This window comes from Streptomyces sp. NBC_00873 (assembly GCF_045207415.1).
GTDB lineage: Bacteria > Actinomycetota > Actinomycetes > Streptomycetales > Streptomycetaceae > Streptomyces.
Window position 1 is genome coordinate 4274382 of the sequence record NZ_CP108803.1, and the last position, 26352, is coordinate 4300733.

Consider the following 26352-nt stretch of genomic DNA (forward strand, 5'->3'; position numbering starts at 1 on the left):
ACTGTGGTCCTCCCGGATCATCAGACTCAGTGTGAGGGTGGTGAAGGCTTTGAAGCTGTATCGGCATCCGTGCCGTCCGCGCTGAGGCCGGATTCGTCACCGGGGTCCCCCGGGACGGTCTCGAACCCGTTCTCCTTGCGGAAGGAGTCGTAGATCTGCAGCAGCACGTTCTTCTGCCGCTCGTTTATCGAGGGATCGGCCAGAATGACCGCCCGGGTCTCCAGCTCCTCCCGCTCCCGCTCGTCCAGAATCCCGGCCCGTACGTAGAGGGTCTCGGCGGAGATCCGCAGGGCCTTGGCGACCTGCTGCAGCACCTCGGCGCTCGGCTTGCGCAGCCCGCGTTCGATCTGGCTGAGATACGGATTGGACACTCCGGCGGCATCGGCGAGCTGCCGCAGCGACAGCTGCGCATTGCGACGCTGCTCGCGCAGGTACTCACCGAGATTGCCGACGTTGAGTGATGCCATGACTCGATAGTGCGCCATCACTGCTAACTATTGCAAGCACATGCTTGCAATAGTGTTCCCCGCCACGTGCGACCGATTGTCCACTTGGCGGCGAACTGTCCCGTCTCCCTGGCACTGCTCTGGTGTCACAGGGCTCGGTCTCCGAGACCACCCGGCGTGATCCTGCGGATCGGGACGGCCGGAACGGAGCAGATTCCATGAGATGGACGAGACGCGCCGGACGGAGCAGACCCGATGAGACAGCACGCGACCGGACCGTCTCAGTCAAACGCGCTTCCCGGCGCCTGTCCCGGAAGGCCCCCGGCAGCCTGGAGGGCGGCGAAGTCGGTGTGCGCCGCGGTGACGGCTTCGTGGTACGCCGCCCGCTTCTCGTGTTCGGCCAGGGCCCGGTAGAAGCTGGACAGGCTCGGGTTCTGCCCTTTGCGCCTGCCGGTGGGGATGATCAGGTCGGACTGGATCTGCTCGACCGTCTCGCCGCCTGTGCGGCGGCGGAGCACGGTGTGCAGCATGTCGTCGGTGATGACCGGCGGCCGACCGCCGTGCTTGCCCTCGCGCGGCGGCGGTGTCGAGCCCCTCCAGCATCGACTCGCGGATGTTCTCCCGCTCGGTCTCCGCCATGGCTGCGAAGAAGGCAAACAGGAGGCGGCTGTGCCCGGTGGGGTCGTAGATCCCGGCCAGGGGCCCGGCGAGCATCTCCAGGACCAGGCCGTGGGCTGCGAGGTGGTCGGCGAGCGCGGTCAGCTCGGCGGCGTTGCGTCCTCAACGATCTTTCCCCGAAGAGGGTCAGCCGAGATACGGCCGGAAGGGATAGTAGGGCGATCTTGAGCGATTGAATCGCCCTGTGCGTACGACTATCAGCTGGTTTCGCCAGTGTTGCGGAGGTTGCGCATGGTGGGGTCGTTGTTGATGGCCGGGGCCTGGCGGATAGCGCCGAGCACGGTGGCGGGCGAGATGCCCTGCCGCTCGCGCACCAGCTTGCGGTGCAGCTTGATCAGGTCCGGTGGGTTGTTCTTCACCAGCGCCGCCGCCCGCCGGATCGCCTCCTCGGCGACAGTTATGGGACCACAGGCGCGCCGCGCTCGGTGGTGTCGGCCGGCGGCGGCCCGGCCACCGCCGATCTGGCAGGTCGATCGATCCAGAGGTCATGGAATGGCGGCTCGCCACGCGGGATGCAATGCGGGATAGAGGCTGACCAGGAGATAACCAGCTGCGATCACGAGTAAAGCCGTGGTGAGGCTGGTCATGGCGACCAGCAGGCCGGCACCGAAAATGCCCACCGGCACCGCGGCCACAACCGCGGCCATGATCGCGCCGGACACGCGTCCCCGGAGCTCCGAGGGAATACGGCTGAACTCGACAGCGGTCAACAGCGGGTTCACTGGTCCAGCAGCGATGCCGGCGAGAGCCATGGTGACGACAAGCGTGGGAGTTCCGGGCATCGCAGCGATGACGAAGAACTTCGGGGCCCCGGAAATCAGCAACGCGCCGGTCAGGATTACGTGCCGGGGGAACCGATGCCCAACTGCACCAAACAGGACCGCGCCCGCCAGGGCGCCGGCGCCGAAGGCAGCGACCGAAAGCCCCAGGGCGAGCGGGTTGTCGAGCACCTGCTCGGCCAAGGTGGGCAGCAGCACGGTGAATAGGGCGTTGTCGGCCATGTTGGCGAACATGAACACCACGAGGATCCGGGGCAGCAACGTGTCCTCGCGGATGAACCGCAGCCCTTCCCTGAGCTCCGCGAAGTACCGCGACGTGCCTTTCGACAGGTGCGGAGCCTTGTGAGGCGACGCTCGGGGCACAGTCAGTCCCACGATCAGGGCCGATACCAGGAAGCTGGCCGCATCCATGTACAGCACAAGGATTGGCCCGAGAGCTGCGACGAGCACGCCGCCGAGTAATCCGCCGGTGAGCTGAGCGACACGCATCACTGTCTCGTGCGCGCTCATCGCCCGTTCCAGCCGCATACCGCTGGCTTCGGCCAGGTCGGGCACGAGGGAGCGGCGGGCCGTTGTGCCTGGAACGTCGAGCATCGAGCCAGCGAACGTGAGGACCAGCAACAGCCAGAACGACAGGTGGCCCAGCATGTACAGGACCGGGATCGCGGCCACCGTCATGCCGCTGGCCAGATCGGCATGGACACTGCTGCGGATGAACCCCATGCGGTCCACCAGGGGGCCGCCGAAGATCCCGGCCAGCACCACGGGAACGAAGTAGGCGACCCCGCTCAGCCCGGCCCGTGCGGGATCACCGGTGGTGTCCAGCACGAACCAGGGAATCGCGATCAGGGCGATCCGGTTTCCCGCGACCGAAACCGCCTCGGCCGCCAAGACAGCGCCAAGCGCTCGCCGTGCCAGACGCGTTGACGTGCCTGAAGAAGTCACCTGGTTGCCTGCTCCCGGCCCATGATGGTGGCCTGGTCAGTCGGAAAGTACCAGTCCATGGGGTCGGGCTGCCTACCGAAGTGCCCGCAGATACGCCGCTGCCGCCTGGTCATCCTGGCGACGGTGTGCTCGGCCATCCGATCGTGGTCGTTCGGCCTGATCCACAGTTGGCCGAACCGCAGGATCACCGACTTGCGCACGTTGCCGCTGTTGTTGGGCGCCACGCCGTGCCACAGGCTCCAAGGGAAGTGCGGCGGGTAGTGCCGCACCACCATCACCGGCTCGCCGAACTCCCGCGCGCAGGCCCGCACCAGGCTTTCGGCCGCGTTGATCAGCCCGGCGCCCAGCTGAAGGTCGGTGGCGATCACCAGGTGCCCGCCGTCCTTGGTCGGCCACACCCGCAGCCGCACGTGCGTGCGGTGGCCGTTGATGTCCGGGAAGTGCCCGGCGTGGTCGTCGCGGATCGGTGACAGCCGCGTCGGGGTGGGCAGGTCGGGCACCGGCAAGTCCTCTCGTCGTACGGCATGCAGACGACGATCACGCTAAGAGCTATCCCGTAATGCGGGGTGAGGCGTGTCTCGCCGGGCCGGGTGCTGCGGCTACCGGATGTCGAGCTTGAGGTTGTGCAGCGCGGCGACGCCGGCGACGGCGTGGTTTATGCCGTCGCCGCGGCGTCGGCATTGGCGGAGGATCTAGGAGGTGGGAAGTCCGTGAGCAGCATGCTGTCCGCCGTGGCGCCCACCCCCAGTGGACCCGTTTGCGTCACGGCTCCCGCTCGCCGGTTCCGAGGGAAGAACAAGAGCGCGCGCTGGAAGCGTGGCGAGGACACCGAACTGGCGGTGATCCGCCTGCCGCTGGATGTCCACAACCCCGACGACCTGCATCGCCTGGAGCAGCTGTACTCAGCGATGTGGTCGGTCAAGCGTGCCCTGCAGCGTGATGCCCGCGCTGCGGTCGACGCGTACTGGGCCGGCGATGTGCGCCGTGAGGACGATGCGAAATCCTGGCGGGCAGAGCTCGGTCTGTCCCGTGAAGGAATGGAACGCCGCGCGTACCGTCACATGGAAGCCTCCCGGCACTTGGGGCATCACGTCACTAAAGCTTTGGTGATGCATCAGGCCGACGAAGTATTCGAGACGGCCGTCAGCCGTCACTTCTTTCCCGATGCGACCGGCCGTCGGTTTGGCCGGCCGAAGACCGGGACCTGGTGGAACTACACCCGGATCCCTGGCCGTGCCCGGTCGCGCACCACGGCACGAAAATGGGAGACCTTCCGGCTGCACGGCACCCTTGTCGGGCACATGGACACTTACCGGCACCGGGACCTCGACCCGTCGGTGGGCACACCTCAGCAGGCCGCTGGACTGCCGCCGGGGACGAGCGTCCTGGAACAGCCGCGGCAGCTGCCGGTGCCTGCCCGGCCGTCCGGCCGCATCCCGACCGGTGAGGTGACACCGAAGGGAACGCTGAAGACCCGGGCGGTAACCTGGTGGGACCACACCGGTCCGCTGGCCGTCGTATTCGCCGGCGGCGCCGACTCCCAGCGCGGCGACCTGGTTCTGCCCGTGCGGCTGCCTTCCGGTGCGGGACGTTGGCCGCGCCTGCTGCATTTTCTGAACGATCCTGCGACGTGGCACAAGGTCGACCTCGTTCGCCGTCAGGACGCCTCCGCGCCCGGCGGCTGGGCGTACGAGGCGCACCTGATGGTGCTGGCAGGCGGTTACGCATCCTCGGCCACCCGAGCCCGCCGCCGGGCTACGAGGGAACTCGCCCGGGTCGGTGGAATCGACGGCAACGTCTCGAACGTGTCCGTCGTCTCCTTCCCCGGCACGTTCGATCCCTCCGACGGTCCAGTCGCCACTTCCCGGGTTGAGCTCACCGACGAAGAGCTCGCCGCACTCGCCAGGTCGCGCCGCAAGGAACGCGGTCGCAAACGGGCCCTGGACCGGTCCCGCCGGGCCGCCAACGCTCAGCAGTACGCGCCGTCGAGGCGGCAGCAGGCCCGCGCCGAACGCCGCCAAGCTGCCGGCCTCCCCGAACGGAACGTCCACGTCCCCGGCGGCGCCCGGGCAGCCAACAAAGCCGGAATCCCGAAGCAGGCATACCGCAGAGACAACCTGTCGGCCGGCTACCGCCACACCCGAGCCCGCCTCGCCGAATCTGCGGCAACTGCCGCTGCGGCAAGGGACCATCGGGCGCGGCGCATCGCCGAACGGATCGTGGGAGCTCACGGCGCCAACCTGGTCGTCGAGGACTGCAACATCAGCACGTGGTACCGGCTGTGGGGCAAAGCCCTGCAAGCCGCCACCCCCGGCCGGCTCATCACCGCGATCGGCCGCGAGTGCGACAAGACCGGCGGCCGGCTACCACGGGCGTCGACGTTCGCCACCAAGCTGTCCCAGACCTGCATGTGCGGCGAGAGCGTGTCCAAGACACTCGCCGACCGGGTACACACCTGCCCGGCGTGCGGCCTGGTCGGCGACCGGGACGTGGTCTCCGCGGCCCTTGCCGCACACGTCCGGCTCACCGATCCGGACGATCCCAGCACGGCGCGCCTGGACACAGTCCAGGCGCGCGTCACACAGATTCTTTTCTCACAAGGGCTGCAAGAGGCCCTGTCGAGTCAACCGCAGCGCGGTGCCAGCCCCACCCGGGGCCGCACCCACGCGGCAGCCCAAGCGTCGGGAATCCCCCGGCAGCGGTCCTCTGCTCGGCAAAACACCACCGACCGGTACCGGCCCACCCCGAATGAGACCCGACCCGCGAACCAGCGGCACAAGGCCCACGTCGGAACAGCCACCCACGAAGGGAACGCCCCGCCCAGAGGCGACACCCCCGAACGGGAACTGGTCGGACGGCATCCCATTACGGGATGACTCTTAGCCAGGAGCGCGGACACCCATGCCGGAACGCGGGACTTCGGCCGGAACCCTGCCTCGCCCGACGAAGACGACACCGCCCCGGTGGTGAGCCCGAAACAGCACGAGGACCTCGGCGATCACACCGCCGGGGTCCTGCTATCCCTTTCGGCCGTATCTCGGCTGACCCTCTACGGACGTTCCTCGTCACGTCACAGCGAATAGTTCACGCAACGCAAGCAGCGACGACGGCAATGACGTCGTTTCTCGTCAACATTTCTGGCTGGGTAGACCACCAACTGCCTCCGGAACCCGGTTTCTGGCTCACTTTCCGTGACCACGTTGCTGTCAGTCACTCGCATGTCGGGGGAAGGCGCGAACTACCGCTCGGTTCGAGCAAGGACCCTACGCAGGTGTCAGGCGTAGACGATGGGGCAGCCCCGCCGCACCGAGTGCTGGGCAGCGCGCAGAAACAGTGCGACGTAGAAGGCTGTATCCAGGTCATCGCTCCATGGGCCTGGTTGGGCAGCGGCCAGTTCCTTCGCTGCTCCGTTCATGAACCACATGGTCAGATCGAGGTTGTCGCACATCTGTGGGGTCTCGGCCGGCAGGTCGATGGCTGTCGCCAGTCTTTCCGCAATCGCCAGTACCTGAGGAGCACCGGCGACCATGGTCGACGACTCCGAATAGCTGGAGTCAATGGGCAACCAGATCTCCTCGTCGAGCGAGAACGGCACCAGCACCGTCCAGCCGCAGACAGTCTCCACTTCCCCTCGTGACAGGTGCGTTTGACATAGCGTCCCAAACCCGTCCATCGAGGGGATCAGTTTCTCCTCGAAAGCCTGCCCCGAACCGCGAACGAAGTCCATCTCCTCCGGCACGGACTCATAGGGCGGCAGCCCCTGTTGCCGCAGCTCGTGGTTCAGCGCCGCGGCGATTTCCCCCCACCCATCCTCTTCCTCACCAAACCATTCCTCCGCGCCAACACTGACCAGATATACGCCCATGGCCGCAACGTACAGCGCGCTACTGACACCCCGGACACCTGGTTGGATTGTCCTCGCAGGGGTGGTGCGGGTCATCCCTGGAGCTGGCTGGCGGCAATCTGCCCGTCAAAGCGCGCTTAGCGACCACGGACCCTGGTCAGGGAGCGAGGAGGACTCGCTTGCCCAGCGACAGTTGAAGTTCAGGTCGTGTCCCGGTCCGGCTGCGGGTAGCCGATCTCTGCGATGTCCTCGGCCAGGTCGGCGAGGGTGACCTCCGAGTTCAGTGATGACACGAGTTTCTGGCTCAGAGGTCGCAAGGCGTACACGTCGCACACTGCTTCCAGGTCCACGGGGACCTCGTAGTAGTCCTCAGCGAAGCCCTGGAACGCTTCCGGCGAACGGTCGACCAAGAGCTCGAACAGAGCCGTTGCCCCGTCAGCGTCGGCACGACCGGCAGGGAAGTCGATCGTGCCGTGCTGCCACCGATCGTCCGTCGCCCCCCGCCACAAGCAGGCCGTCACGACGGGCACGTCGTCCTCGTCGGTGAAGGCCGGATCCTCGACAAAGGGTCTGAAAGCCTCCGGGACATCGTCGATCACTCCCGGCCAGGGCTCGCCATCGTTGCCATACGGGCTCATCGGCGCTTCGTGGTCGAAGCCGCGGACGTAGGCCCCGGCTGGCGAGAACACGATGGAGTACTCGTCACCCGATCCGTTGCGCATCGAGGCCATCTCTTCACCATCGGCCCAGCCGGCGTTGAAGGAGTAGTACCGTCTCTCCCAGTCCGGGCTCAGGATCGCATCGAGCATCGCCAGTGAGCGGCACAGGTCCCGCAGGTCGGCGATGGTGGGAAGCTGGCGAGCTACGTCATAGACAGTCACGTGCTCATCCAACCGGATGCCCCTGACACTCAGATCCCCCGCCCGGAGCGTCACGGCCAGTAGTGATTCCGGAGCCAGGCAGGTCAACTGGCGACAGTTGGATACGCGAGCTCACCAGTCTCACACCCGAGGCAGCACCTTCAACCGGCGTCGCGACCGTCCGGAGGAGCCTTGCCCGGCACGGGACCCCTTCGTCTCGGTCACGTGCGCCTTGGTCGGAGCAAATGATCCCTCGACGTCACCGACCAGGGGCTACCTCGCCGTACCCGTCTCACCGTGGAGTTTTCCGGTCAGGAAGATAAGGAACAAGGTAAGTGCCTGTGTCTGAACTTCAGGACGACCACGTGCGCCACGAGGGTTGGTGATAAATCACTTCTGGTGAGGCTGCTTGCCTCGTAGAGTGCGGCCGTGGAGATCACCTACCGGCGCTTCGTCCCCTCGGAAGGCGATGCCCTCATCAACTTCCTCACCAGCGATACGTGGCCGTTCCACAGCTCCGTCGTGATCGACCGGGACCGGATCCGACAATGGATGTCCGACGGCGTCTACGACAGTGAGGAGAACCGGACCTTCTGGATCGTCACAGGTGACAACGTTGTAGGGCTGATCCGCCTGATGGACCTGGGCGACGAAACGCCACTGTTCGACCTGCGGATCCGATCTCAGTGGCGGGGCAAGGGCTTCGGGGGCCAGACTTTGATCTGGATCACGAGGTACTTGTTCGACGAGTTCCCTCGGATCCGACGGATCGAGGGCACCACTCGGCAGGACAACGTGGCGATGCGGCGGACGTTCCAGCGATGCGGATACGCCAAGGAGGCGCACTACCGCGATGCCTGGGCCGGTGCTGAAGGGGCGGTCCATGATGCAGTCGGCTATGCGATCCTTCGCAGGGATTGGGAGGCTGGCACAGTGACGACTCCGGAGTGGCACGACGAGCACATAGTTGCGAGCCACGATCAGCTCACTTCTGACTGATGATCAGGAGTTCACGCAGCTCGCTGTGAACGGACGGCTTCTGGAGTTTCCCGCCGCAAGGTCCAGCGACTCGTTCGAGAAAGCCGCGCCACTGCGGCAACTCATCGAATCCGTCAACCAGACCCTCAAGGCCCAGCTGGACCTCGAAGGACACGGCGGGCGCACCCCCGGCGGGGTCACCGTCCGAGTCCTCCAACGGCTCCTCGCCCTGACAGCGGCCATCTGGCACAACGCCCGGACCGGTCAGCCCGTCCTGCGCTCGCTGACCGCCTTCGACCACTGACCTTGGACTCGTTCATCTAGACGGACAACGGCTGGACCACCGAGCCGTCGGTGAGTCCTGCGGCTGCCACGAAGTGCCGAAGTGCCCCACGCAGACGTTCATCCGCTGCCGCGGTGTGGCTGGTCGACGACAGTGTCGCGCCGGGAGTCCTACCCGCGCGCTCCACTCGGCGCTGCTTGCTCCCCCGGTAAAGTGACAGGCATGCGCATGAAGATCATTTCAGTGGTAACTACTGCTGCGATAGGCCTGTTGACCACGGCGTGCGGGGGCGAGGGTTCGGGTTCCAACGATGCTGGCGCCAAGCCGGCACCGGTGGAAACCGTGCTACCGCAGAGGCTGACGAAGCCGCCTACGCTGCCGGAGGAGGAGCTCAAGCCATCCCCTGACGGCAACGCGACGTTCGGCGAGAACCTGGCGTACGAGCTGCGTCGTAAGACTCTGGACATGGCCCGGGCGGCGGGCAAGGTCACCGCCACGTGTCCCAAGGGCCTGGAGCCAAAGGGTGGTACGAAGGTGACCTGCACGACCGCCTATGACGGCCTCAAGGTGGAGTGGGACGTGACGGTGGGCGACAAGCCCGGCTGGTCGGACAACATGGTGGAGTTCGAGGCGGTCCCGCGCCAAGGCATCCTTACCCGCGACGGCGTCGCCCGCCTGCTCTACGGCAACGGCGGCGACAGCATGGACTATGCGCTCTGCAACGACATTCCCGACGCCGTACTGGTGCCCCTGAATGCGAAGTCGAAGTACTCCTGCGAGGTCGTCTTCAAGGGCAAAGATCCGGTCGGTGCAGCCACCGCGGTGCGGGCCACCGACGCCGGACCGCGGGTCTACTGATCACGACATGCCTCACCGTCGCCTTTCCCGACCTCTGCGGGATATGCAGCCAGCCGTTCCGTGCCGTGGATGAGCAATCCATCTGCGACAGCTGCCTCTCCGGCCAGGACTTGTCCGGTCGATCATGTGCGGAGCCAGATGACGAGGGCTACGGCGGTGGCGGTGCCGCGGAAGATGTAGCCGCGCTTGTCGTACCGGGTTGCTACCGCTCTGAACTGTTTCAGCCGGTTGATAGCCCGTTCAAGGAGCAAGCCACAGTACTGACATAGAAGCGAGCGGGATGGGGAATGTCCCGGTCATAGGGGTTGATGCCCTGTTGGCGCTGGTCGGAACAGTCCGACGGCTGCGTGAGGGGCTGGTCGGGGCAGGCGAGGGGGGTGGGGCGCGATGGCTGGAGGAGACGCGGCCGTGCCCCCCAGACCGGGCCCGCGACAGCGGGGACGCCGAGGTGGGAGTCCTTCCCGGAGGTGAACCGGGTGGTGGTGCAGCGTCTGCTGGGTCTTCTGGTGGAGCGCATGGCGACGGCACCGCTCAGGAGCACGGAGGGGGGTGTGGACGATGACGATGGTCGGGCTGTCGTGGGAACGGCTGGAGGGTAAGGTCCAGCGCTGGCATCGTGACCGGCTCGCGGCCGTATATGTGCGCCAGTCGACGGCTGGGCAGGTCAGGGACCATCAGGAGTCCACGCGGCTGCAGTACGCGCTGGTGGAGCGCGCGGTCGCGCTGGGATGGCCTCCGTCGCGGGTGCTGGTGATCGACGAGGACCTGGGGCATTCCGCGTCCGGGATCGATGCCCGGCCCGGCTTCCAGCACCTGGTCTCCGAGGTCGGCCTGGATCACGTGGGGATCGTTCTGGGGATCGAGATGTCCCGGCTGGCCCGCAGTGGCCGCGAATGGCATCAGCTTCTGGAGTTGTGCGCTCTGTCGGGGGCCCTTCTCGGGGATCCGGACGGCGTCTACGACCCCAGCGATCACAACGACCGGCTGCTGCTGGGCTTGAAGGGCACGATCAGCGAGGCGGAACTGCACCTGATCAAGCAGCGGATGTGGTCCGGACGCCTGGCCAAGGCCCGGCGCGGGGAACTGGTGGTGCCCTTGCCCATCGGCTTCGTGCGGCGTCCCTCGGGCGAGGCGGTGCTGGATCCCGACGAACAGGTGCGCTCTGTGGTGCGTCTGGTCTTCGAGTTGTTCGAGCGGTTCGGGACCGTCAACGCGGTGCTGTGCTACCTGGTCGACAACCACATCCAGATCGGGGTGCGGCTGCGGGAGGGCCCCGAGCGTGGGGAGTTGGAGTGGCGTCGGCCCAATCGGGTCGCGCTGCAGAACATGCTCCGGCATCCGGCCTACGCTGGAATCTACGTCTACGGCCGCAGCCGGCTCGATCCGCGCCGGCGGCAGGCGGGGCGGCCGTGCACCGGCCGGGTGCGCACCGGCCGCGAGGACTGGTTCGTCTACCTGCCGGGCCTGCTACCTGCCTATATCAGTGTTGAACAGCATGAACGGAACCTGCAGCGGATGGACGCAAACCGGGCCCGGTCCGAGAGCATCGGCGTGGTGCGCGACGGCCCGGCGCTGCTGGCCGGGCTGGTGGTCTGCGGCCGCTGCGGCATGAAGATGACGGTGCGCTACCAGCGTGGCGCGGGCGGGAAGCTGCACCCGGCGTATGTGTGCGCCCGTGCCAAGAGCGACTACGGGCAAGGGCAGTGCCAGCAGTTGGCGGGGGGCTGCATCGACGAGCACGTCGCCTCCCTGCTGCTGGAGGCGATGACCCCGGCCGCGGTGGAGGTCTCACTCGCCGCGGCCGAGCAGGTCGAGACGCAACGTGCCCAGGTGGACCGGATCTGGCGGCAGCGTCTGGAGCGCGCCGACTACGCCGTGGACCGCGCACGGCGCCAGTACCAACTGGCCGAACCGGAGAACCGCCTGGTGGTACGGCAGTTAGAGAGGGACTGGGAGACGGCGATGACCGAGCGCCAGAGGCTCGGCGAGGAGTACGACCGCTTCCTCGCTGTGCGCCCGCGCACCCTCAGCGCCGAGGAACGGGCACAGATCAGGGCTCTGGCCGCTGACGTCCCGGGCATCTGGCACGCGCCCACCACCACCGACGCGGACCGCAAGCAGCTGATCCGGCATCTGGTCGAGCAGGTCCGCATCGAGGTGCTGGGCACCAGCGAGTTGGTGAACGTGGCTGTCCGCTGGGCCGGAGGCCACCGCACCGATGCGCAGGTGGCACGGCCCGTGGCTTGCCTGACCCAGCTCAGCTACTACCCCCGGCTCCGTGCCCGCGCCGCCGAACTGGTCGAGGCCGGCTGCACGACCGCGCAGATCGCCGAACACCTCAACGCCGAGGGCTTCCGCCCGCCCAAGCGCTGCGAGACGTTCACCAGGAACGCGGTCAACGACCTGCTGCGGGCCCTGGGCATCCAGCGCTCACGGCAGCAGAACCGTCACCGCCCCGACCTGGACGAACACGAGTGGTGGCTGCGCGACCTCGCCGAGCACCTGGGCATGTCCGAGATCACGCTGGATGCCTGGGTCAGGCGAGGCTGGGCCACCGGCTACCTGCACCCGCAGGCAGGCTTGAGGATCGTCCGGGCCGACCCGGCAGAGGTCGACCGCCTGCGCGCGCTGCACCAGGTGCCGCGCGGCCAGCACACCCGGCGCCCCTGGTTGAAGAATCAGGCCGCCAGCATGAACACCGGGAACGAAGAGGCGCGAGAGGAAGGAGCTGACGGCGATGGAACCGAGCCGCAGGTATGACAGCACTGCGGCTTGCTTCTCTCGACAGTGTTGCGCTTCTTGTACCGCTGTTCGTCGAGGCTGGGCAGCCGTCCGCCGCGTGAGCCTTTGCGCCGACGGGCGGCCTGGCTGTCGCTCTTCTCCGGAATGGTGTGCCGGATGACCCTTCGCCGCGGGTACTGGCGACAGGGACTGTTGCTGTACGCCTTGTCCGCGGCGAGGCTGTCCGGCTTCCTGCGGGGCCTGCCCGGCACGAGCCGGGGGACGCGTTCAGAGGCACGGCGCCAGTTCATCCCCACCGGGAACGGACAGCCACGACTGCGCGCTCAACTGACGGCAGCGCCGAACCACTTGGGCAGCCGGCTGAGCAGATCCCGCTGATCTTCACCGACCCACGCCACGTGGCCGTCCGGCCGCAGCAGTACCGCGGGCACGTCCAGTTCCTCGCTGACGTCGACGACATGGTCGACCCGGTCTGCCCAGCCCGCCACCGACAGCCGGCCGGTCTGGTCGAGCAGAAGTCCGCGGCCGCCGTGCATCAGCTCGTAGAGGCGACCGCGCTTCAGCCCGACGTCCCGCAACCGCCGGCCGAGCAGTTCATGCCCCTCGCCGAAGTCGTAGCAAACCCCGATCGCAGTGATCTTCTCGATCAGATACCGGTTCACCTCCTCGAACTCCATCAGTTCCGACACCAGCCGCCGCACCGACCTGGGACCCGGCTCGGGGGACAGCAGCTCCATCTGCGCGCGCGTGTTGTCCAGCACGGCGGCGGCCACCGGGTGCCGTTCGGTGTGGTAGCTGTCCAGGAGCCCCTCCGGTGCCCAGCCGCCCACCTCGGCGGCCAGTTTCCAGCCGAGGTTGAACGCGTCCTGGATGCCGAGGTTGAGCCCCTGCCCGCCGGTCGGCGGGTGGATGTGCGCCGCGTCGCCGGCCAGCAGCACCCGGCCGGCGCGGTAGCGCTCGGCCTGCCGGGTGGCGTCGCCGAAGCGGGAGAGCCAGCGCGGTGAGTGCGCGCCGAAGTCGGTGCCGGCGAACACCCGCAGCCGCTGCTTGAACTCCTCAAGGGTCGGCGGGACCGTGCGGTCCTCGGCCACCCCATCGGCGGGCACGATAATGCGGTACACCCCGTCCCCCATGGGGATGGCGCCGAACCGTAGGTGAGTCTTGCGGACTTCGGCCACCACGGCGGCCAGCGTCTGCGGCGGCACGGCCACCTCTACCTCGCCCAGCAGCGTCTCGACCCTGGCGGGCTCACCGGGGAAGCCGACGCCGAGCAGCTTGCGCACCGTGCTGCGGCCGCCGTCGCAGCCGACGAGGTAGCGCGAGCGCAGCCGCGTGCCGTCGGCCAGCTCGGCGGTCACCCCGTGTTCGTCCTGGCTCAGCCCGACCAGTTCGCAGCCGCGCCGGATCTCGGCGCCGAGCTCGGTGGCGTGCTCGGTCAGCAGACGCTCGGTGATGCTCTGCGGGATGGCGAGGACGTACGAGTGTGCGGTGTCCAGCCGGTCAGGCCACGATTTGCCGATGCCGGCGAAGAAACCGCCGACCGCGAACTGCTCGCCGAGCGGGAGAAACCGCTCCAGCAGACCGCGCTGGTCCATCACCTCGACGCTGCGCGCGTGCAGGCCGCGCGCGCGGGACAGCCCGGTCGGCTCCGCCTCCTTCTCCAGCACGAGCGCGTGCACGCCGTGCAGCCGCAATTCGCCGGCCAGCATCAAACCTGTCGGTCCACCGCCGGCAATGATCACGTCAATCATCAAACCCCCCATTCAACAAGATTCCATGTCGGCCAGCTGCTCCGCGCAGTCCGGCGGCGCGCACACCCGCACCTCCGCGCCGAGTGCCCGCAACCGCACCGCGAGTCCCACCGGCGGTTCAACGTCCCGCGAGACCCACACATCACCAAAAGCGCATGTACTTCGCGAATCCCCGATTTCCGCAGGTTCTGGCTTCGACCGGAGATTCTGCAGCACGACCCGGGTCTTGCCGCAAGGCCCCCGGTGCGCTATATGTTGAGAGTGGCAAGGAGTGGGTAACCTCCTTGCCTTTGCCTTTTGTCGTCCGCTGTGGACGGACAAGCTCCTCCCGAAGCGGTGACGCGGCGCGTACGGCGATGCGGCGGTCCAGGAGGCTTGCCCTCCCCGGCCGGACAGCCGACTCCGCAGCCTCTGCCTGGAGTTCCTCCACCCGCCACGGCAGAAACAGCCCGGCCCGCCGGCCGGTTGTCCGTCGGGCCGGGCTGCGGGTCAGGCCGACGATCGCTGCGCTCATGAGCCCTGATGGCCTCGCGCACACCGCCCGTCTCGTGGGCCCGGTGGACACGCCGCGTACGCATCCGTTCGGCGGCGACAGCACCCGAACTCCAGCGGTGACGGATCAGGGCGCGCCTGTCAGCGATGCGGCCTCCCAGGCGAACCCATCCGGGTCGGTGAAAGCCCCGGCGTCGCCGCCGAGCACGAGCCGGTGCGATCCGGTGCCGTCGGCAGGGACGCCGGCGTCCTTGGCAAGGGCACGGCGCTTGTACAGCGCCAGCTTGACGGGACCCGGCCCAGCGGCGAACTCGACGTACTTGTTGCCGAAGCTCTTCGCCACGGCGAGGCCGCGGTCGGCGTAGAACCGCTTGCTCGCGGTCACGTCGGCGACTCCCAGCAGGAGCACCATCGTCGATCTCCCGGGTGGCCGGGCCGGTGTCCTTCTTCGCCGAGGTCGCGACCTTCCAGATCGTCCCGTCCGGGGCCTGTACGACGCCGCCGTAGCCCCAGAGCGACTTCGAGGCCGGCTTCAGCGGCGTGGCACCGGCGTCGAGGGCAGCGTCGACGAGGCTGTTGACGGTGGACGGCTGGGACACCGTGAGCGACAGCGTGAACCCACGGAAGCCGGTCGTCGGTGCCTCGGAGGCCCGCAGGCGCAGCTGCGTGTCCAAACCGAAGGCGGTGGTGTAAAAGCGGTTGGCGGCCGTGGGGTCGGCCACCTCGAGGGTGATGGACTCGATGGAGGTCATGTCCGTCACGCTAGTTGCGGCTCGGCCGCCGGTGCTTCTCGATTCCTGACCGGTCTGGTCACCTGTTTCGTCACGCACGACGGCATCCCCGCCGCAGCGCCCGCACCGCCCGCCGCGCGGCGCCGGTAGGCGCTGGGCGGCATGCCGACCAGCTCGGTGAAGCGGGTGCTGAAGGTGCCCAGCGATGAGCAGCCGACCGCGAAGCAGACCTCGGTGACGCTGAGGTCGCCGCGCCGCAGCAGCGCCGTCGCGCGCTCGATGCGGCGCGTCATCAGATAGGCGTACGGCGACTCGCCGTAGGCGAGCCGGAACTGCCGGCTGAGGTGCCCGGCCGACATGTTCGCGCCGCGGGCGAGCGCCTCGACGTTCAGCGGCTGCGCGTACTCCCGGTCGATCCGGTCGCGGACGCGGCGCAGTCGCGCGAGGTCGCTCAGGCGCTGCGCAGCGGTAAGTGCGCGCATCCACGCGGGGTGACACATGAGAGAACTCCTTTCATCCATGTGTGCGATGACCTGGGTACATGCTGAGGGTGGAGCGGGCGGTGGCCAGGTGGGGGCCGGTGGTCGGCGCGCCCGGGACGTAGGAGCACGGAAGCGCCGGCCGCCGCATTCTTCGCAGTGGTCGCGACGCCGGCCACCGAGGGCAGATCGATGACGGAACGGCTCAGCGAAGCTCTTGGATGCGGATCAGGTTGCCCGCGGGATCGCGGAAGGCGCAGTCGCGAACGCCGTAGGGCTGATCGGTCGGCTCCTGAACGACCTCGGCGTCGCGGGCCTGGACCTTCTCGAAGGTGCCGTCGAGGTCCCGGGTGGCCAGCAGGATCCAGCCGTAGGTGCCCTTGGCCATCATCTCGACGATGGTGCGGCGCTCGTCCTCGGTGACCCCGGGGTCGGCGGCCGGCGGCGCCAGGAGGATGGAAGTGCCGGGCTGATCGACGGGGCCGACCGTGATCCAGCGCATCTTGCCGTGTCCGACGTCGCTGCGGACCTCGAAGCCGAGGATGTCCCGGTAGAAGGCCAGGGCGGCGTCCGGGTCGTCCTGCGGGAGGGAGGTCGTGTGAATGGAGATGTCCATGGCCGTCACGTTAGCTGCGGCTCGGTGACCGACGCTTCTCGATTCCTGATCCGTCCGGCCACCTGTCGCACGCACCGCCTGACGTTGCGTCACCCAGGATTCTGCGGCGGGCAGCGCGAGCGGGCGCAGCGGGGTCGGGGCGCGCCCCGGACCATCCGCGCGGACGCGCGCCCGGGCGGAGACCGCGAGTTCGCCGAGGCGTCGGGGGCGAACGCGGGTCGCGCCCGTACCTTGCGGCCGCCGGAACGGGACGCCGGAGACGGCAGGAGCTGAAGCGCGCTCCAGGGCAAGCGGACGTCACCGACCGCGCGGCTGGGTGAAGCGCAGCATGTTGCCGGCCGGGTCGCGGAAGGCGCAGTCGCGGACGCCGTAGGGCTGGTCGATCGGCTCCTGGAGCACCTCGCCGCCCGCGGCCCGGAGGCGCTCGAAGGTGGCGTCGCAGTCGTCGGTGGAGAAGATCACGCCGCGCAGCATGCCCTTGGCCAGCAGCTCGGCCATCGCCTGCTTGTCGGCCGGCGAGGCGTTCGGGTTCGCGGCCGGCGGTTCGAGGACGATCTCCACGTCCGGCTGCGCGGGTGAGCCGACGGTCACCCAGCGCATCCCCTCGAACGCCACGTCGTTGCGTACCTCCAGGCCGAGAACGTCGCGGTAGAAGGTGAGCGCCTTGTCATGGTCGTCGACTGCGATGAAGCACTGGGAAAGCTTGATGTTCATGCCTATGACGCTACGGGCGGTCGGCGGTTTCCGCTTCTCCGATCCGGACCGGTCCGTTCCTGACCGGCCGCGTGAGGATCTTGGCGACGCACGCCGGAATGGCCGCGCCCGGGTCGTGGCGGCGGGCCCGGTACGCGCTCGGGCTCTCGCCGACCAGCTCGGTGAAGCGCGAGCTGAACGACCCCAGCGATGTACAGCCGACCGCGAAGCAGACCTCCGTCACACTCAGGTCGCCCCGCCGCAGCAGCGCCTTGGCCCGCTCGACACGGCGGGTCATCAGGTAGCTGTACGGGGTCTCCCCGTAGGCAGCCCGGAAGCTGCGGGAGAAGTGCCCGGGCGACATGAGGGCGACGCGCGCCAGTGCCGGGACGTCGAGGGGCCGTGCGTAGTCGCGGTCCATCATGTCCCGGGCCCGGCGCAGCCGTACGAGGTCCTCAAGCGTCACCGGGCCAGCCTAACGCCGGCAGGTCGGTGCTCCCGGGCCGTCGGGCGGCGGGCTCCCGCAGGCCAACGCCAACGCCACCTCAGCGGCCGCCGCAACGTTCTCGAGATCCTCCGGCTTGATCAGCGGCCTTGGCCGCACGTGTTTCAGCCACACCCCCGTTCCGTAGCACCCGTCAGGCGTCGAGCACGGCGATATCGACCTGGCCGAGGCGGCCCCGGTCCGCGATCACGTCGATCTCGGTGATCCCGTCCGCCGTGACCGTGAAGCCGATTACCAGGGACAGGCGGCCGAGCGGTGCCATGATGAGACCCACCGCGCCGTTGACCAGCCCGGGCTGGGTGAACCGGGCCCGGCCCATGGCGGCCATCGCGCCCTGGGCGACGGTGCGGGCGCCGCGGACGACGATCGGTTCGGGGGTCGGCACGACCGCCGGGTCGGCCCGGAGGACGACGTCCGGATGGAGCAGCCGGACCAGTGCGTCGAAGTCCCCGCCACGGGTGGCAGCGAGGAAGGCGTCGACCACCTGACGCCGGCGGGCCAGGTCGGCGTCGGGCACCGGGGTGGCCCCCTTGACCCGGCGGCGGGCGCGGCTCGCAAGCTGTCTGGCCGCTGTGGGGGAACGCTCGATCATCGGGCCGATCTCGTCGAAGGGCACGGCGAACAGGTCGTGCAGCACGAAGGCGATTCGCTCGGCCGGTGCCAGTGTGTCGAGCACCACCAGCAGCGCCAGTCCGACCGAGTCCGCGAGCAGCGCTTCCTCCTCGGGGTCGCGCCCGTCCTCCTGGTCCACGACCGTTTCGGGCACGAGTGCGGCGAGGGGATCCTCGCGCCGGGACTCGCGCGCCCGCAGCATGTTCAGACACACCCGTGCCGTCACCGTCGTCAGCCACCCACTGAGGTTCTCGACGCCGCTGGTGTCGGTGCGATTGAGGCGCAACCAGGTTTCCTGAACGGCGTCATCGGCCTCACTCACCGAGCCGAGCATCCGGTACGCCACGGCTCGCAGACGGGTCCGGTCCTCCTCGAAACGCTCGGTCAGCCCTGCGCGCACGTCCATCCGGTCACATTCCTTCCCCATGGCGGGTCATATCAGCAGACCCGCAAAACCCCGCTGATTGTGACGGGAGTCCGACTCCCGGTCGAACGAATTGGAGACGACCATGGCCACCTCCCCCCTTCTGGTCACCGGCGGCACGGGCACGCTCGGCCGCCTCGTCGTGCCGCTCCTGCGGGACGCCGGGTGTCACGTACGGGTCCTGAGCCGGCACAGCCACGAGTCCGGGGACGGCATCGAGTACGTGACGGGCGACCTGCTCAAGGACGAGGGCGTCGAGTCCGCGGTGGCCGGGGCCGGGACGGTCCTGCACCTCGCGGGTGGCCCCAAGGGAGACGACGAGGCGACCGGGAACCTGGTGCGGGCCGCGTCGCGAGCCGGAGTCCAGCACCTCGTGTACATCTCGGTCATCGGGGCGGACCGGATGCCGATCGGCTACTTCAGGTCCAAGCTGGGCGCTGAGCAGGCCGTGGCCGGCTCGGGCCTGCCGTGGACCACGCTGCGTGCCGCCCAGTTCAACAACCTGGTCCTGACCGTCGTGGAGAAGGTGACGAAGCTGCCGGTGATACCGGTGCCCGGCGGACTCCGGTTCCAGCCGGTCGACGCGCGCGATGTCGCGGCCCGGCTCGTGGAGCTGACGCTCGGCAAGCCGGCCGGCCTGGTGCCCAACCTGGCCGGGCCGAACGTGTACGGAGTGGCCGAACTGAGCCGCGGATACCTGCAGGCGCGCGGCAAGCACCGGCTGATGATGCCGGTCCGGGTGCCGGGGAAGGCCGGGCTCGCGTACCGGGCGGGCGAGAACCTGTCGCTCGGCGAGGGGACGTCCGTGGGTGCGCGGACGTGGGAGGACTTCCTGGCGGAGCGGGTGGGCTGACTTCCGTCGGACGCTCGGGACGCCGTCGTGGCGAGGGCGGACAGGAGCGTGTCGATCCTCAGGCGCAGTTCGGGTGCGCGGGCACCGCCGACGACCACGGACGGGCCGGGCGGGGGCCGCCCGCCCTACCGGTCCCCCTCGATCCCCGACCTCAGCTGCACGAAGGCGAGTTCGGCCGCCCGCACCGCGTCCCCGTACACCTCGTCCGCGCTCTCCCCGGCGTCGATCCGCCGCCAGTTCTCCAGCGCCAGGATCCGTTGCACGGCGATGATCTGCCCCGCCGCCAGCCGGTCCCGCGCCCCGTCGCCCAGCGCACGCGCGAGCGCCGCCTCCGAGCGGCTCTGGTACCCGTACATGCGGGCCACCAGCGACGGCGTCCCGTACAGCATCCGGTGGAACGCCAGCACCTCGGGCGCATCGCAGAGCCCCGTCACCGGGTCGCGCCGCTCCAGGCCGTCGAGGAGGTGGCGGCGCAGGGCGTCCAGCGGCGATTCGCCCTCCGGGCGGGCCGCGACCACCCTCGCCGCCTCGTCCTCGTGGTCGGCGAACCGGTGCAGCGCCAGGTCCTCCTTGGCGGGGAAGTACCGGAACAGCGTGGGCTTGGAGATGTCGGCGGCGGCCGCCACCTCCGCCACCGAGACCTTGTCGAAGCCCCGCTCCAGGAACATCGCGATCGCGGCATCGGAAACTGCCTGGTACGTCAGCTGCTTCTTCCGCTCCCGCAGGCTGATCAGCGGCTGAGCCGCGGTCCCGGGTCGGGCCTTCTCTCCGTTCATGACCACGAAGCGTACGCCCTTGACCTCAACCGGACTTGACGTCCGAGAGTGGGAGGACGGGCACCGGACGGCCGGCCGCCCGAACACGGAGGGGTGGGATCCGCATGTGTGAGGCGCTGGTCAGGGAGCTGGGCGGTCCGGAGGTACTGGTTCCGGCCGAGCGGCCCGACCCGGTGGCGGGGTCCGACGAGGTGGTGATCGACGTGAGTGACGTTGACACGCTCTTCGTGGAGACCCAGATCCGGTCGGGCGCGTTCCGGAACCACTTCCCGGTCGTCCCGCCGTACGTGCCGGGCGGCGGGATCGCCGGCACGGTCCGTACGGTCAGCGAGGGCGTCGACGCGCGTTGGACCGGCCCGCTGGCCGAGGCGGCGGCCGGGCGGCTGCGCCCGGTGATCGGGCAGGTCTACCCGCTGGAGCAGGCGGCGCAGGTGCATGCGGCGATCGAGGGGCGCGGCCTGCTCGACAAGGTGCTGCTCAGTACGCGGAAGGCGTGACGGGCCGGGGATCCGGAACCTCCGCGTCCGAGCCCGCGTCCGTGCCCGCGCCCCCGCCCGGTCCGGGCTCCGCCCGCCCGGTCAGGCCCCGCAGCAGGACCTCGACCCCGTCCAGCACCCGCTCCAGTCCGAAGGCGAACTCATCGTCCGGATCGTCCGGCGTGCCCAGCACCCCGGACGCCAGCAGCCGCGAGAGCGCCGGGTGCCTCGCGGGGTCGATCAGGCGGTCCAGTGTCCGCGCGTACCGGTTCATCACTTCCTGCGGCGAGACGCCCCGCGCCTCGACGGCGGCGGCGAGGTCCCCCCTCAGCAGCGACTCGTTCCGTACGAAACCGGCGACGAGAAGGATCACGGAGACCCCCTCCCGCTCGCTCAAACCGGTGCCGTCGAGCGCCTGGAGGCCCTGCTCCCACCAGGCGAGGCTGTTGGGGCTGGCGGGCGGACCCACGACCGGGATGCGGAGCATCCACAGATTGCGGTGGAACACCTCGCGCTGCGCCCACGCCCACTGCCGGAGCGCCTCCCGCCAGCCCGCGCCGCTCTCCAGCGCGGGCAGCGGGGGCGGCGGGCCCAGGGCCGCCTCCTGCATCAGGACGTAGAGCTCACCCTTGGCCGATACGTAGCGGTAGAGCGACATCGTCGAGGCGCCGAGGTCCTTCGCGACCCGCCCCATCGAGACCGCGCCGAGCCCCTCGGACTCGGCCACCGCCACCGCGGCGTCCACGATGCGGGCCAGACTCAGGCCGGGCTTCGGTCCCTTGACCGGGCGCTCCCGCAACCCCCAGGCGGCTTCGATGCTGGCCGGCAGGCCCGTACCGCCCGACGAACCGTATGTTCCAGTCACCTGAACCACCTTCCCCGCCGCCCCCGGACCGCGGCCCCCGGGCCTGCGACGTCCCCCACCCGGGGCGGAGATCCGCCCTTGGATCCATCCTAGAAGGGGCTACGTGGCACGCGGTCAGAACACATCCGGGCACCAGGCGCGCCGTCCCGCCCGGAACACCCCGTCCGCCACCGCCGCCGCGCCCGGCGTGAGTTCGTCGATCCGGCCCAGTGCCGCGAGCCGGAGCACCGATTCGTCGCCGAGGTAGAGCGTCCCCAACTCCCTTACATCCAGGGCCAGATCGGCGCTCTCCGTGGTCGGCGTGCAGGACGCGCCGTCCGGGGAGGCGTCCAGGCGGAAGCGGCCGCCGGCGAGGCCCGCCGGGTCGCGGACGTCCAGAGTCAGGGTGGCCGGGACGGCGTAGGTGCGCGCCTCCAGGGCTCGTACGACATCCAGGACGCGCACCCACATCCAGTCCGCCTGCGTGACGACGCGGGCCGCGCGCGGGTCCGGGAGGAGAAGGGGGAGCAGGTCGTCGGGGGCGCGGTAGCCGGAGCGAACCGTGGTGACCCAGTCGATCGAGCAGACGAAGTGCCACAGCGCCCGTTCCGCCGCCGGGGTCTCCGCGATGAGACCGAGCACGGACGCCCGGTTCAGCGGCTGCTTCGCATCGCCCCACTTGTCGTCGGCGCGGTAGACGAGCAGGCCGTCGACCTCGCCGTCCGCGTTGCGGTACAGGGCGTAGAACGGCTCCGTCCACTCACCCGGCAGAGGCAGGTCCTCGCCGGTCCTCAGCTGCCACCAGCGGTCCCCGCGGCTGACCACACCGTGCTGCCGGGACCGCAGCCGCTCGTGCAGGACGGGTCCGAGCTTGCGTACGTCCGCACCGTCCACGAGGTCGATCCGACCGCCGCCGTCCGCAGCGCTCGGGCCCGACCAGCGCGGGTCGAGGCCCGCCCTCGGTACGTCGATCTCCCACTCGGTGGTCCAGGTCGCCGGGCCGAACCCGTACCGCCCGTAGATCGGGTACTCGGCGGCGATCAGCGTCGCGACCACGTCGCCGCGCTCCTTCGCCGCCGCCAGGTCCGTGGCCATCATCCGGCCGAGCAGTCCGCGACGGCGGTGCGTGGGCGACACCGTGACGTTGGTGACCGCGTCGGACGCCACCGCGGCGCCGCCGACCACCGTCAGCTCCTGCGCGAACGACCGGAACGACGCCACGCACCGCCCGTCGTCGAACACCCCTTGGGTACGGGACAGATCCGTGTGCGGGAGGCGGCTCGCGGCCTCCTCCTCCGTCACTGTCGGCGGGCGCAGAAAGCCGGTGTTCACGGCGCGCAGCCAGCCGGGGAACTCGGACTCGGTGACGGTACGGACTTCAGGACTCATGCGCCCCACGCTAGGCATACGGGACGGGGAGTGTCGCCAGGTTTTCCGGGCATCCCCGGGGGACCCGCACGGTCAGAACGCCGCCCGGATCACGCCCACTTCCGCGCCGCCGCCCAGCAGCGGCGCCCGGCCGATCCGGCCCACCACGGGCCCATCGACGCCGAGCAGCTCCAGCGCCCTGGCCAGCACCGGGCCGAGCGCCCGCCCGCCACCGTCGTCGATCTTGAATGCCAGCGCCCGGCCGTCCGCCAGCGCCACCGCCTGGACCGCCTCCGCGCCCATCTTGGAGAGCGTGCCCGGCACCTCGCGCATCAGCCATGTGTCGGGGCGCCGGGTGCCCGCGACGTACTCCGGGTGGGCGCGCATCGCATCCGCCACCCGGCGCTCCGCGGTGCCCGCCTCGGCCAGCACGAACGAGCGGAACGCCCGCGCCAGACCGACCAGGCTGATCGCCATCAGCGGGGCCCCGCAGCCGTCCGTACCCACCGCCGTGACCGGCTCGCCCGCCGCGTCCTCGACCACCTGGTGAACCAGCTGCTGGAGCGGGTGGGCGGGGTCCAGATAGGTCGCCGGGTCCCAGCCGTTGCGTGCACACACCGCGAGCATCGCCGCGTGCTTGCCCGAGCAGTTCATGGTGATCCGCTCGCGGGCGCCGCCCGCGGCGAGATAGGTCTCCGCCTCCGCCGGGTCCAGCGGCAGATCGGGCGGGGTCTGCAGATCGTCCGGCGTCAGTCCGTGCTCGGCAAGCATCTTGCGTACGAGATCGAGGTGGAACCCCTCGCCCGAGTGGCTCGCGGCGGCCAGCGCCAGCCGTTCCCCGGAGAGGTCGAGCCCGGCCCGCAGCACGGCGGCGGCCTGCATCGGCTTGTTCGAGGAGCGCGGGAAGACCGCCGCGGCCGGGTCCCCCAGCGCCTGCTCCACACTGCCGTCGGCGGCCAGCACGACCAGCGAGCCCCGGTGGTGGCCCTCGACGAAGCCGGACCGTACGACCTCGGCCAGAACGGGCAGCGCGGGGGCCACCGGGGATATGACGGGTGTGGAGCTCATCGTGGCGGCCTTCCGGGGCTGTGCGGGACCCGCCCCGGAAGGATCGCTTCAGGCGAGCAGGTCGTCTACTTGTGCTTCTCCATCACGGTACCTGCGGGCGATCTCCGCGCCGCAATCGTCCGCGGTGCACTGCAGCTGGTGACGGCGGCGGGAAACCTGTTGTTCGTAGCGGACGAGCCGTCCCATCGCGGTGTGCAGCTCCGCGTCCGTACGGGCGTCGAGGTCGGAGAGTTCGACCTCGGCGAGTGTCTCGGCGGCCAGCCGGCGGAACTCGTCGCTCCGCGGCGTGGTCAGCGTCACGTGCCGGGCGGACGAGCGGTGCCGCGACGGGGTGTCGGCGAGGATCTCGGAGAGCCTGTCCACGACCGGTGTCTCGGGGTCCCGGCGGCGGGCCAGCTCGGCCCGCAGGATGTCGATCCGCCCCTGGACCAGACGGCGTACGTAACTGAGGTCTGCCTCATCGCGCTGCGCGTCACGGCGCAGCGCGCGCAGTTCCGGCAGTCGCAGGGCGCCCAGCTCCGGCTGCGAGGGCCCGGGCAGGCCGTCGTCGAGGCCGGGACCGGTCCGCTGCACGGGCGGGCGCATGGTGCTGGTACCAGGACCGGCGGCGGCATGCGTGACCGGTACGACACCGGGGGATTGCCCGGCTCCATATGTACTCATGCTCTGTCCATCCCCTCGACCGGTGCGTCGGCACACCGCCTCCCGTGCATGGTGCCACCCCACACCGTGCCTACGCAGATGCTCTGTACCCGTTCAGCCCAAGATAGGTTGGTCTGTATGCGTGCGGTGATACAGAGAGTGGACGGCGCGAGCGTCACGGTGGCCGACGGCGCGAGCGACGGAAACGGGCCCGAGGTGGTCGGCGAAATCGTCGGCGAAGGACTGTGTGTGCTGGTCGGAGTCACCCACGGGGACACCGCGGAGAAGGCGGCGCAGCTCGCCCGCAAGCTCTGGTCGGTGCGCATCCTGGAGGGCGAGAAGTCCTGCTCCGATGTGAATGCACCGCTTCTGGTGATTTCGCAGTTCACTCTCTACGGGGACGCCCGGAAGGGGCGCAGGCCCACCTGGAACGCCGCGGCGCCCGGCGAGACCGCCGAACCGCTGGTCGACGAGGTGGTGGCGCAGCTGCGGGCGCTGGGTGCGCAGGTGGAGACGGGCCGGTTCGGAGCGGACATGCGGGTCTCGCTCACGAACCATGGCCCGTTCACCGTACTGATCGAGGTCTGAGCCGGGTTCGGCCCAGCGCGTCCGTAGACGGCCGCGCGTAGCGGATCTACGGCTCGACGACCGTCTCCTGGGCCGCCGCGGTGTCCCCCGCGAGTAGTTCCGCGTCCACCGCCACGTTCCGCTTGACCAGCGCCAGCGCGATCGGGCCGAGCTCGTGATGGCGGGCGGACGTCGTGATGAAGCCGAGCTGACGTCCCTCCGCCCCGTCCGCTGCGAGCCGCACCGGAGTGCCGTGCCCGGGCAGGATCACGTCGCTGCCGTCCAGATGCAGGAAGACCAGCCGGCGCGGCGGCTTCCCCAGGTTCTGCACCCGGGCCACGGTCTCCTGACCGCGATAGCAGCCCTTCTGGAGGTGGACGGCGGTGCCGATCCAGCCCAGCTCGTGCGGGATGGTGCGGTGGTCGGTCTCGAAGCCGAGCCGGGGGCGGTGAGCTTCGACGCGCAGCGCCTCGTAGGCCAGGATGCCGGCCACCGGACCGTTCTCGGCGGCGTAGGCCTCCAGGTCGGCGCGGGGCAGGAACAGGTCACGGCCGTGCGGTGCCTCCCGTACGACGACGCCCTCGGGGACCTCCGCGATGGAGCCGGCCGGCAGGTGCACGACGGCGAAGTCCTCGGTGCGGTCGGCGACCTCCACCCGGTAGAAGAACTTCATCGAGTCCAGATAGGCGATCAGGTCGCCCTGGGTGTCCGGTTCGACGTGCATCCACACCGTCTCGCCGTCGTCGACGAGATAGAGGGCGTGCTCGATGTGCCCGTGCGAGGTGAGGACCAGCGCCTCGGTGGCCTCTCCCGGGGCGAGTTCGCTGACGTGCTGGGTGATCAGCAGGTGCAGCCAGGCCAGCCGGTCGCTTCCGGTGACGGTGACGACGCCACGGTGCGAGAGGTCGACGAGGCCGGTGCCGTCGGCGAGGGCTCGCTGCTCGCGGAACAGGTCGCCGTAGTGCGCGGCGACGCCTTCGTCGCGGCCCTCGGCGGGGACGGCGCCGGGCAGGGACAGCAGGGGGCTCTTCATGCGACCAGC

At 69.5% G+C, this 26352-nt stretch carries 26 protein-coding genes and 4 pseudogenes; 8 read left to right on the top strand and 22 right to left on the bottom strand.

Annotated features, from left to right (window positions below; translation table 11 throughout):
- Positions 1–26: 26 nt before the first annotated feature.
- The 6 genes and pseudogenes from OH809_RS19525 to OH809_RS19550 all read right to left on the bottom strand — a co-directional run bounded on the left by OH809_RS19525 (position 27) and on the right by OH809_RS19550 (position 3348).
- Complete coding sequence (locus OH809_RS19525) at positions 27–467, bottom strand: helix-turn-helix domain-containing protein (RefSeq protein WP_266983195.1); 441 nt, start codon at positions 465–467, stop codon at positions 27–29.
- 260 nt (positions 468–727) lie between these two features.
- Positions 728–976 carry a hypothetical protein gene (locus tag OH809_RS19530; protein WP_406515396.1) on the bottom strand — a complete coding sequence of 83 codons (249 nt, stop codon included), beginning with the start codon at positions 974–976 and terminating at the stop codon, positions 728–730.
- A 94-nt stretch (positions 977–1070) separates the two neighbouring features.
- Positions 1071–1208 (bottom strand): annotated as a pseudogene (locus OH809_RS19535) (recombinase family protein); the annotation flags it as partial.
- Positions 1209–1321: 113 nt separating this feature from the next.
- On the bottom strand, positions 1322–1483 hold the full coding sequence (locus tag OH809_RS19540) for a hypothetical protein (protein ID WP_406421206.1): 162 nt from the start codon (positions 1481–1483) through the stop codon (positions 1322–1324).
- Positions 1484–1609: 126 nt separating this feature from the next.
- Positions 1610–2848: an MFS transporter gene (locus OH809_RS19545; protein ID WP_406515397.1), complete on the bottom strand. Its 1239-nt coding sequence runs from the start codon at positions 2846–2848 to the stop codon at positions 1610–1612.
- On the bottom strand, positions 2845–3348 hold the full coding sequence (locus OH809_RS19550) for a hypothetical protein (protein ID WP_406515398.1): 504 nt from the start codon (positions 3346–3348) through the stop codon (positions 2845–2847). The genes OH809_RS19545 and OH809_RS19550 overlap by 4 nt, the downstream gene beginning before the upstream one ends.
- Positions 3349–3567: 219 nt before the next feature.
- Between OH809_RS19550 and OH809_RS19555 the strand changes: the two genes are divergently transcribed.
- Positions 3568–5724, top strand: a complete 2157-nt coding sequence (locus OH809_RS19555; RefSeq protein ID WP_406516265.1) for a zinc ribbon domain-containing protein — start codon at positions 3568–3570, stop codon at positions 5722–5724.
- Between the two features lie 398 nt (positions 5725–6122).
- Here the strand turns inward: OH809_RS19555 and OH809_RS19560 are convergent, their stop codons facing one another.
- On the bottom strand, positions 6123–6713 hold the full coding sequence (locus tag OH809_RS19560) for a hypothetical protein (RefSeq protein WP_406515399.1): 591 nt from the start codon (positions 6711–6713) through the stop codon (positions 6123–6125).
- Between the two features lie 179 nt (positions 6714–6892).
- Positions 6893–7627 carry a hypothetical protein gene (locus tag OH809_RS19565; protein WP_406421202.1) on the bottom strand — a complete coding sequence of 245 codons (735 nt, stop codon included), beginning with the start codon at positions 7625–7627 and terminating at the stop codon, positions 6893–6895.
- A gap of 354 nt (positions 7628–7981) precedes the next feature.
- Here OH809_RS19565 and OH809_RS19570 point away from each other — a divergent pair, with 354 nt between their 5' ends.
- From OH809_RS19570 to OH809_RS19580, 3 genes and pseudogenes are all read left to right on the top strand, one after another.
- The gene (locus OH809_RS19570) at positions 7982–8551 is read left to right on the top strand and encodes a GNAT family N-acetyltransferase (RefSeq protein WP_406515400.1); all 570 of its coding nucleotides are present in this window, start codon (positions 7982–7984) and stop codon (positions 8549–8551) included.
- A gap of 88 nt (positions 8552–8639) precedes the next feature.
- Positions 8640–8834, top strand: a pseudogene (locus OH809_RS19575) (IS982 family transposase); the annotation flags it as partial.
- A 207-nt stretch (positions 8835–9041) separates the two neighbouring features.
- Positions 9042–9671 (top strand): hypothetical protein, encoded by a 630-nt coding sequence (locus tag OH809_RS19580; protein WP_406515401.1) that lies wholly within the window; start codon positions 9042–9044, stop codon positions 9669–9671.
- A gap of 122 nt (positions 9672–9793) precedes the next feature.
- On the opposite strand, the pseudogene OH809_RS19585 reads toward OH809_RS19580, so the two are convergent.
- Positions 9794–9916: pseudogene (locus OH809_RS19585) on the bottom strand (IS5/IS1182 family transposase); the annotation flags it as partial.
- Positions 9917–10229: 313 nt separating this feature from the next.
- Between OH809_RS19585 and OH809_RS19590 the strand changes: the two are divergent.
- Positions 10230–12431 carry a recombinase family protein gene (locus OH809_RS19590; RefSeq protein WP_406424664.1) on the top strand — a complete coding sequence of 734 codons (2202 nt, stop codon included), beginning with the start codon at positions 10230–10232 and terminating at the stop codon, positions 12429–12431.
- A 305-nt stretch (positions 12432–12736) separates the two neighbouring features.
- Here the strand turns inward: OH809_RS19590 and rox are convergent, their stop codons facing one another.
- The 7 genes and pseudogenes from rox to OH809_RS19625 form a co-directional block, all read right to left on the bottom strand.
- On the bottom strand, positions 12737–14164 hold the full coding sequence (gene rox / locus OH809_RS19595) for a rifampin monooxygenase (protein WP_406515402.1): 1428 nt from the start codon (positions 14162–14164) through the stop codon (positions 12737–12739).
- A gap of 619 nt (positions 14165–14783) precedes the next feature.
- A pseudogene (locus OH809_RS19600) lies at positions 14784–15408 on the bottom strand (glyoxalase).
- Between the two features lie 5 nt (positions 15409–15413).
- Entirely contained in the window at positions 15414–15887 is a 474-nt protein-coding gene (locus OH809_RS19605; RefSeq protein WP_406421197.1) for a helix-turn-helix transcriptional regulator, read from the bottom strand.
- Positions 15888–16071: 184 nt separating this feature from the next.
- Entirely contained in the window at positions 16072–16482 is a 411-nt protein-coding gene (locus tag OH809_RS19610) for a VOC family protein (RefSeq protein ID WP_406421196.1), read from the bottom strand.
- A 297-nt stretch (positions 16483–16779) separates the two neighbouring features.
- Positions 16780–17196, bottom strand: a complete 417-nt coding sequence (locus tag OH809_RS19615; protein WP_406421195.1) for a VOC family protein — start codon at positions 17194–17196, stop codon at positions 16780–16782.
- A 10-nt stretch (positions 17197–17206) separates the two neighbouring features.
- The gene (locus tag OH809_RS19620) at positions 17207–17641 is read right to left on the bottom strand and encodes a helix-turn-helix domain-containing protein (RefSeq protein ID WP_406421194.1); all 435 of its coding nucleotides are present in this window, start codon (positions 17639–17641) and stop codon (positions 17207–17209) included.
- A gap of 172 nt (positions 17642–17813) precedes the next feature.
- Positions 17814–18698 carry a sigma-70 family RNA polymerase sigma factor gene (locus OH809_RS19625; RefSeq protein WP_406421193.1) on the bottom strand — a complete coding sequence of 295 codons (885 nt, stop codon included), beginning with the start codon at positions 18696–18698 and terminating at the stop codon, positions 17814–17816.
- A 103-nt stretch (positions 18699–18801) separates the two neighbouring features.
- Between OH809_RS19625 and OH809_RS19630 the strand changes: the two genes are divergently transcribed.
- Positions 18802–19569, top strand: coding sequence for an SDR family oxidoreductase (locus OH809_RS19630; RefSeq protein WP_406421192.1), 768 nt, complete (start codon positions 18802–18804; stop codon positions 19567–19569).
- Positions 19570–19694: 125 nt separating this feature from the next.
- Here the strand turns inward: OH809_RS19630 and OH809_RS19635 are convergent, their stop codons facing one another.
- Positions 19695–20345: a TetR family transcriptional regulator gene (locus OH809_RS19635; RefSeq protein WP_406421191.1), complete on the bottom strand. Its 651-nt coding sequence runs from the start codon at positions 20343–20345 to the stop codon at positions 19695–19697.
- Positions 20346–20449: 104 nt separating this feature from the next.
- Here OH809_RS19635 and OH809_RS19640 point away from each other — a divergent pair, with 104 nt between their 5' ends.
- The gene (locus OH809_RS19640) at positions 20450–20842 is read left to right on the top strand and encodes a hypothetical protein (protein WP_406421190.1); all 393 of its coding nucleotides are present in this window, start codon (positions 20450–20452) and stop codon (positions 20840–20842) included.
- Here OH809_RS19640 and OH809_RS19645 read toward each other — a convergent pair.
- From OH809_RS19645 to OH809_RS19660, 4 genes are all read right to left on the bottom strand, one after another.
- Positions 20823–21686: a TetR/AcrR family transcriptional regulator gene (locus tag OH809_RS19645; RefSeq protein WP_406421189.1), complete on the bottom strand. Its 864-nt coding sequence runs from the start codon at positions 21684–21686 to the stop codon at positions 20823–20825. The two genes, OH809_RS19640 and OH809_RS19645, sit on opposite strands and share 20 nt — an antisense overlap.
- A 114-nt stretch (positions 21687–21800) precedes the next feature.
- Positions 21801–23054 carry a GNAT family N-acetyltransferase gene (locus tag OH809_RS19650; protein WP_406515403.1) on the bottom strand — a complete coding sequence of 418 codons (1254 nt, stop codon included), beginning with the start codon at positions 23052–23054 and terminating at the stop codon, positions 21801–21803.
- 72 nt (positions 23055–23126) lie between these two features.
- The gene (locus OH809_RS19655) at positions 23127–24101 is read right to left on the bottom strand and encodes an asparaginase (RefSeq protein WP_406421187.1); all 975 of its coding nucleotides are present in this window, start codon (positions 24099–24101) and stop codon (positions 23127–23129) included.
- Positions 24102–24149: 48 nt separating this feature from the next.
- Positions 24150–24764 (bottom strand): ABC transporter substrate-binding protein, encoded by a 615-nt coding sequence (locus OH809_RS19660; RefSeq protein ID WP_406421186.1) that lies wholly within the window; start codon positions 24762–24764, stop codon positions 24150–24152.
- A gap of 117 nt (positions 24765–24881) precedes the next feature.
- On the opposite strand from OH809_RS19660, the gene dtd reads away from it, so the two are divergent.
- Positions 24882–25331: a D-aminoacyl-tRNA deacylase gene (gene dtd / locus OH809_RS19665; RefSeq protein WP_406421185.1), complete on the top strand. Its 450-nt coding sequence runs from the start codon at positions 24882–24884 to the stop codon at positions 25329–25331.
- 46 nt (positions 25332–25377) lie between these two features.
- Here dtd and OH809_RS19670 read toward each other — a convergent pair whose 3' ends face one another.
- A complete protein-coding gene (locus OH809_RS19670; protein ID WP_406421184.1) occupies positions 25378–26343 on the bottom strand; it encodes a YgfZ/GcvT domain-containing protein in 966 nt (321 codons plus the stop codon).
- Positions 26344–26352: the final 9 nt, after the last annotated feature.

Bases quoted from the DNA above. Each gene is read 5' to 3' on its own strand.
- OH809_RS19525 (WP_266983195.1), bottom strand. From the start codon at position 467: ATGGCATCACTCAACGTCGGCAATCTCGGTGAGTACCTGCGCGAGCAG.
- OH809_RS19530 (WP_406515396.1), bottom strand. From the start codon at position 976: ATGCTGCACACCGTGCTCCGCCGCCGCACAGGCGGCGAGACGGTCGAG.
- OH809_RS19555 (WP_406516265.1), top strand. From the start codon at position 3,568: ATGCTGTCCGCCGTGGCGCCCACCCCCAGTGGACCCGTTTGCGTCACG.
- OH809_RS19560 (WP_406515399.1), bottom strand. From the start codon at position 6,713: ATGGGCGTATATCTGGTCAGTGTTGGCGCGGAGGAATGGTTTGGTGAG.
- OH809_RS19580 (WP_406515401.1), top strand. From the start codon at position 9,042: ATGAAGATCATTTCAGTGGTAACTACTGCTGCGATAGGCCTGTTGACC.
- OH809_RS19590 (WP_406424664.1), top strand. From the start codon at position 10,230: ATGACGATGGTCGGGCTGTCGTGGGAACGGCTGGAGGGTAAGGTCCAG.
- rox (WP_406515402.1), bottom strand. From the start codon at position 14,164: ATGATTGACGTGATCATTGCCGGCGGTGGACCGACAGGTTTGATGCTG.
- OH809_RS19605 (WP_406421197.1), bottom strand. From the start codon at position 15,887: ATGTGTCACCCCGCGTGGATGCGCGCACTTACCGCTGCGCAGCGCCTG.
- OH809_RS19610 (WP_406421196.1), bottom strand. From the start codon at position 16,482: ATGGACATCTCCATTCACACGACCTCCCTCCCGCAGGACGACCCGGAC.
- OH809_RS19615 (WP_406421195.1), bottom strand. From the start codon at position 17,196: ATGAACATCAAGCTTTCCCAGTGCTTCATCGCAGTCGACGACCATGAC.
- OH809_RS19625 (WP_406421193.1), bottom strand. From the start codon at position 18,698: ATGGACGTGCGCGCAGGGCTGACCGAGCGTTTCGAGGAGGACCGGACC.
- OH809_RS19630 (WP_406421192.1), top strand. From the start codon at position 18,802: ATGGCCACCTCCCCCCTTCTGGTCACCGGCGGCACGGGCACGCTCGGC.
- OH809_RS19635 (WP_406421191.1), bottom strand. From the start codon at position 20,345: ATGAACGGAGAGAAGGCCCGACCCGGGACCGCGGCTCAGCCGCTGATC.
- OH809_RS19640 (WP_406421190.1), top strand. From the start codon at position 20,450: ATGTGTGAGGCGCTGGTCAGGGAGCTGGGCGGTCCGGAGGTACTGGTT.
- OH809_RS19650 (WP_406515403.1), bottom strand. From the start codon at position 23,054: ATGAGTCCTGAAGTCCGTACCGTCACCGAGTCCGAGTTCCCCGGCTGG.
- OH809_RS19655 (WP_406421187.1), bottom strand. From the start codon at position 24,101: ATGAGCTCCACACCCGTCATATCCCCGGTGGCCCCCGCGCTGCCCGTT.
- OH809_RS19660 (WP_406421186.1), bottom strand. From the start codon at position 24,764: ATGAGTACATATGGAGCCGGGCAATCCCCCGGTGTCGTACCGGTCACG.
- dtd (WP_406421185.1), top strand. From the start codon at position 24,882: ATGCGTGCGGTGATACAGAGAGTGGACGGCGCGAGCGTCACGGTGGCC.
- OH809_RS19670 (WP_406421184.1), bottom strand. From the start codon at position 26,343: ATGAAGAGCCCCCTGCTGTCCCTGCCCGGCGCCGTCCCCGCCGAGGGC.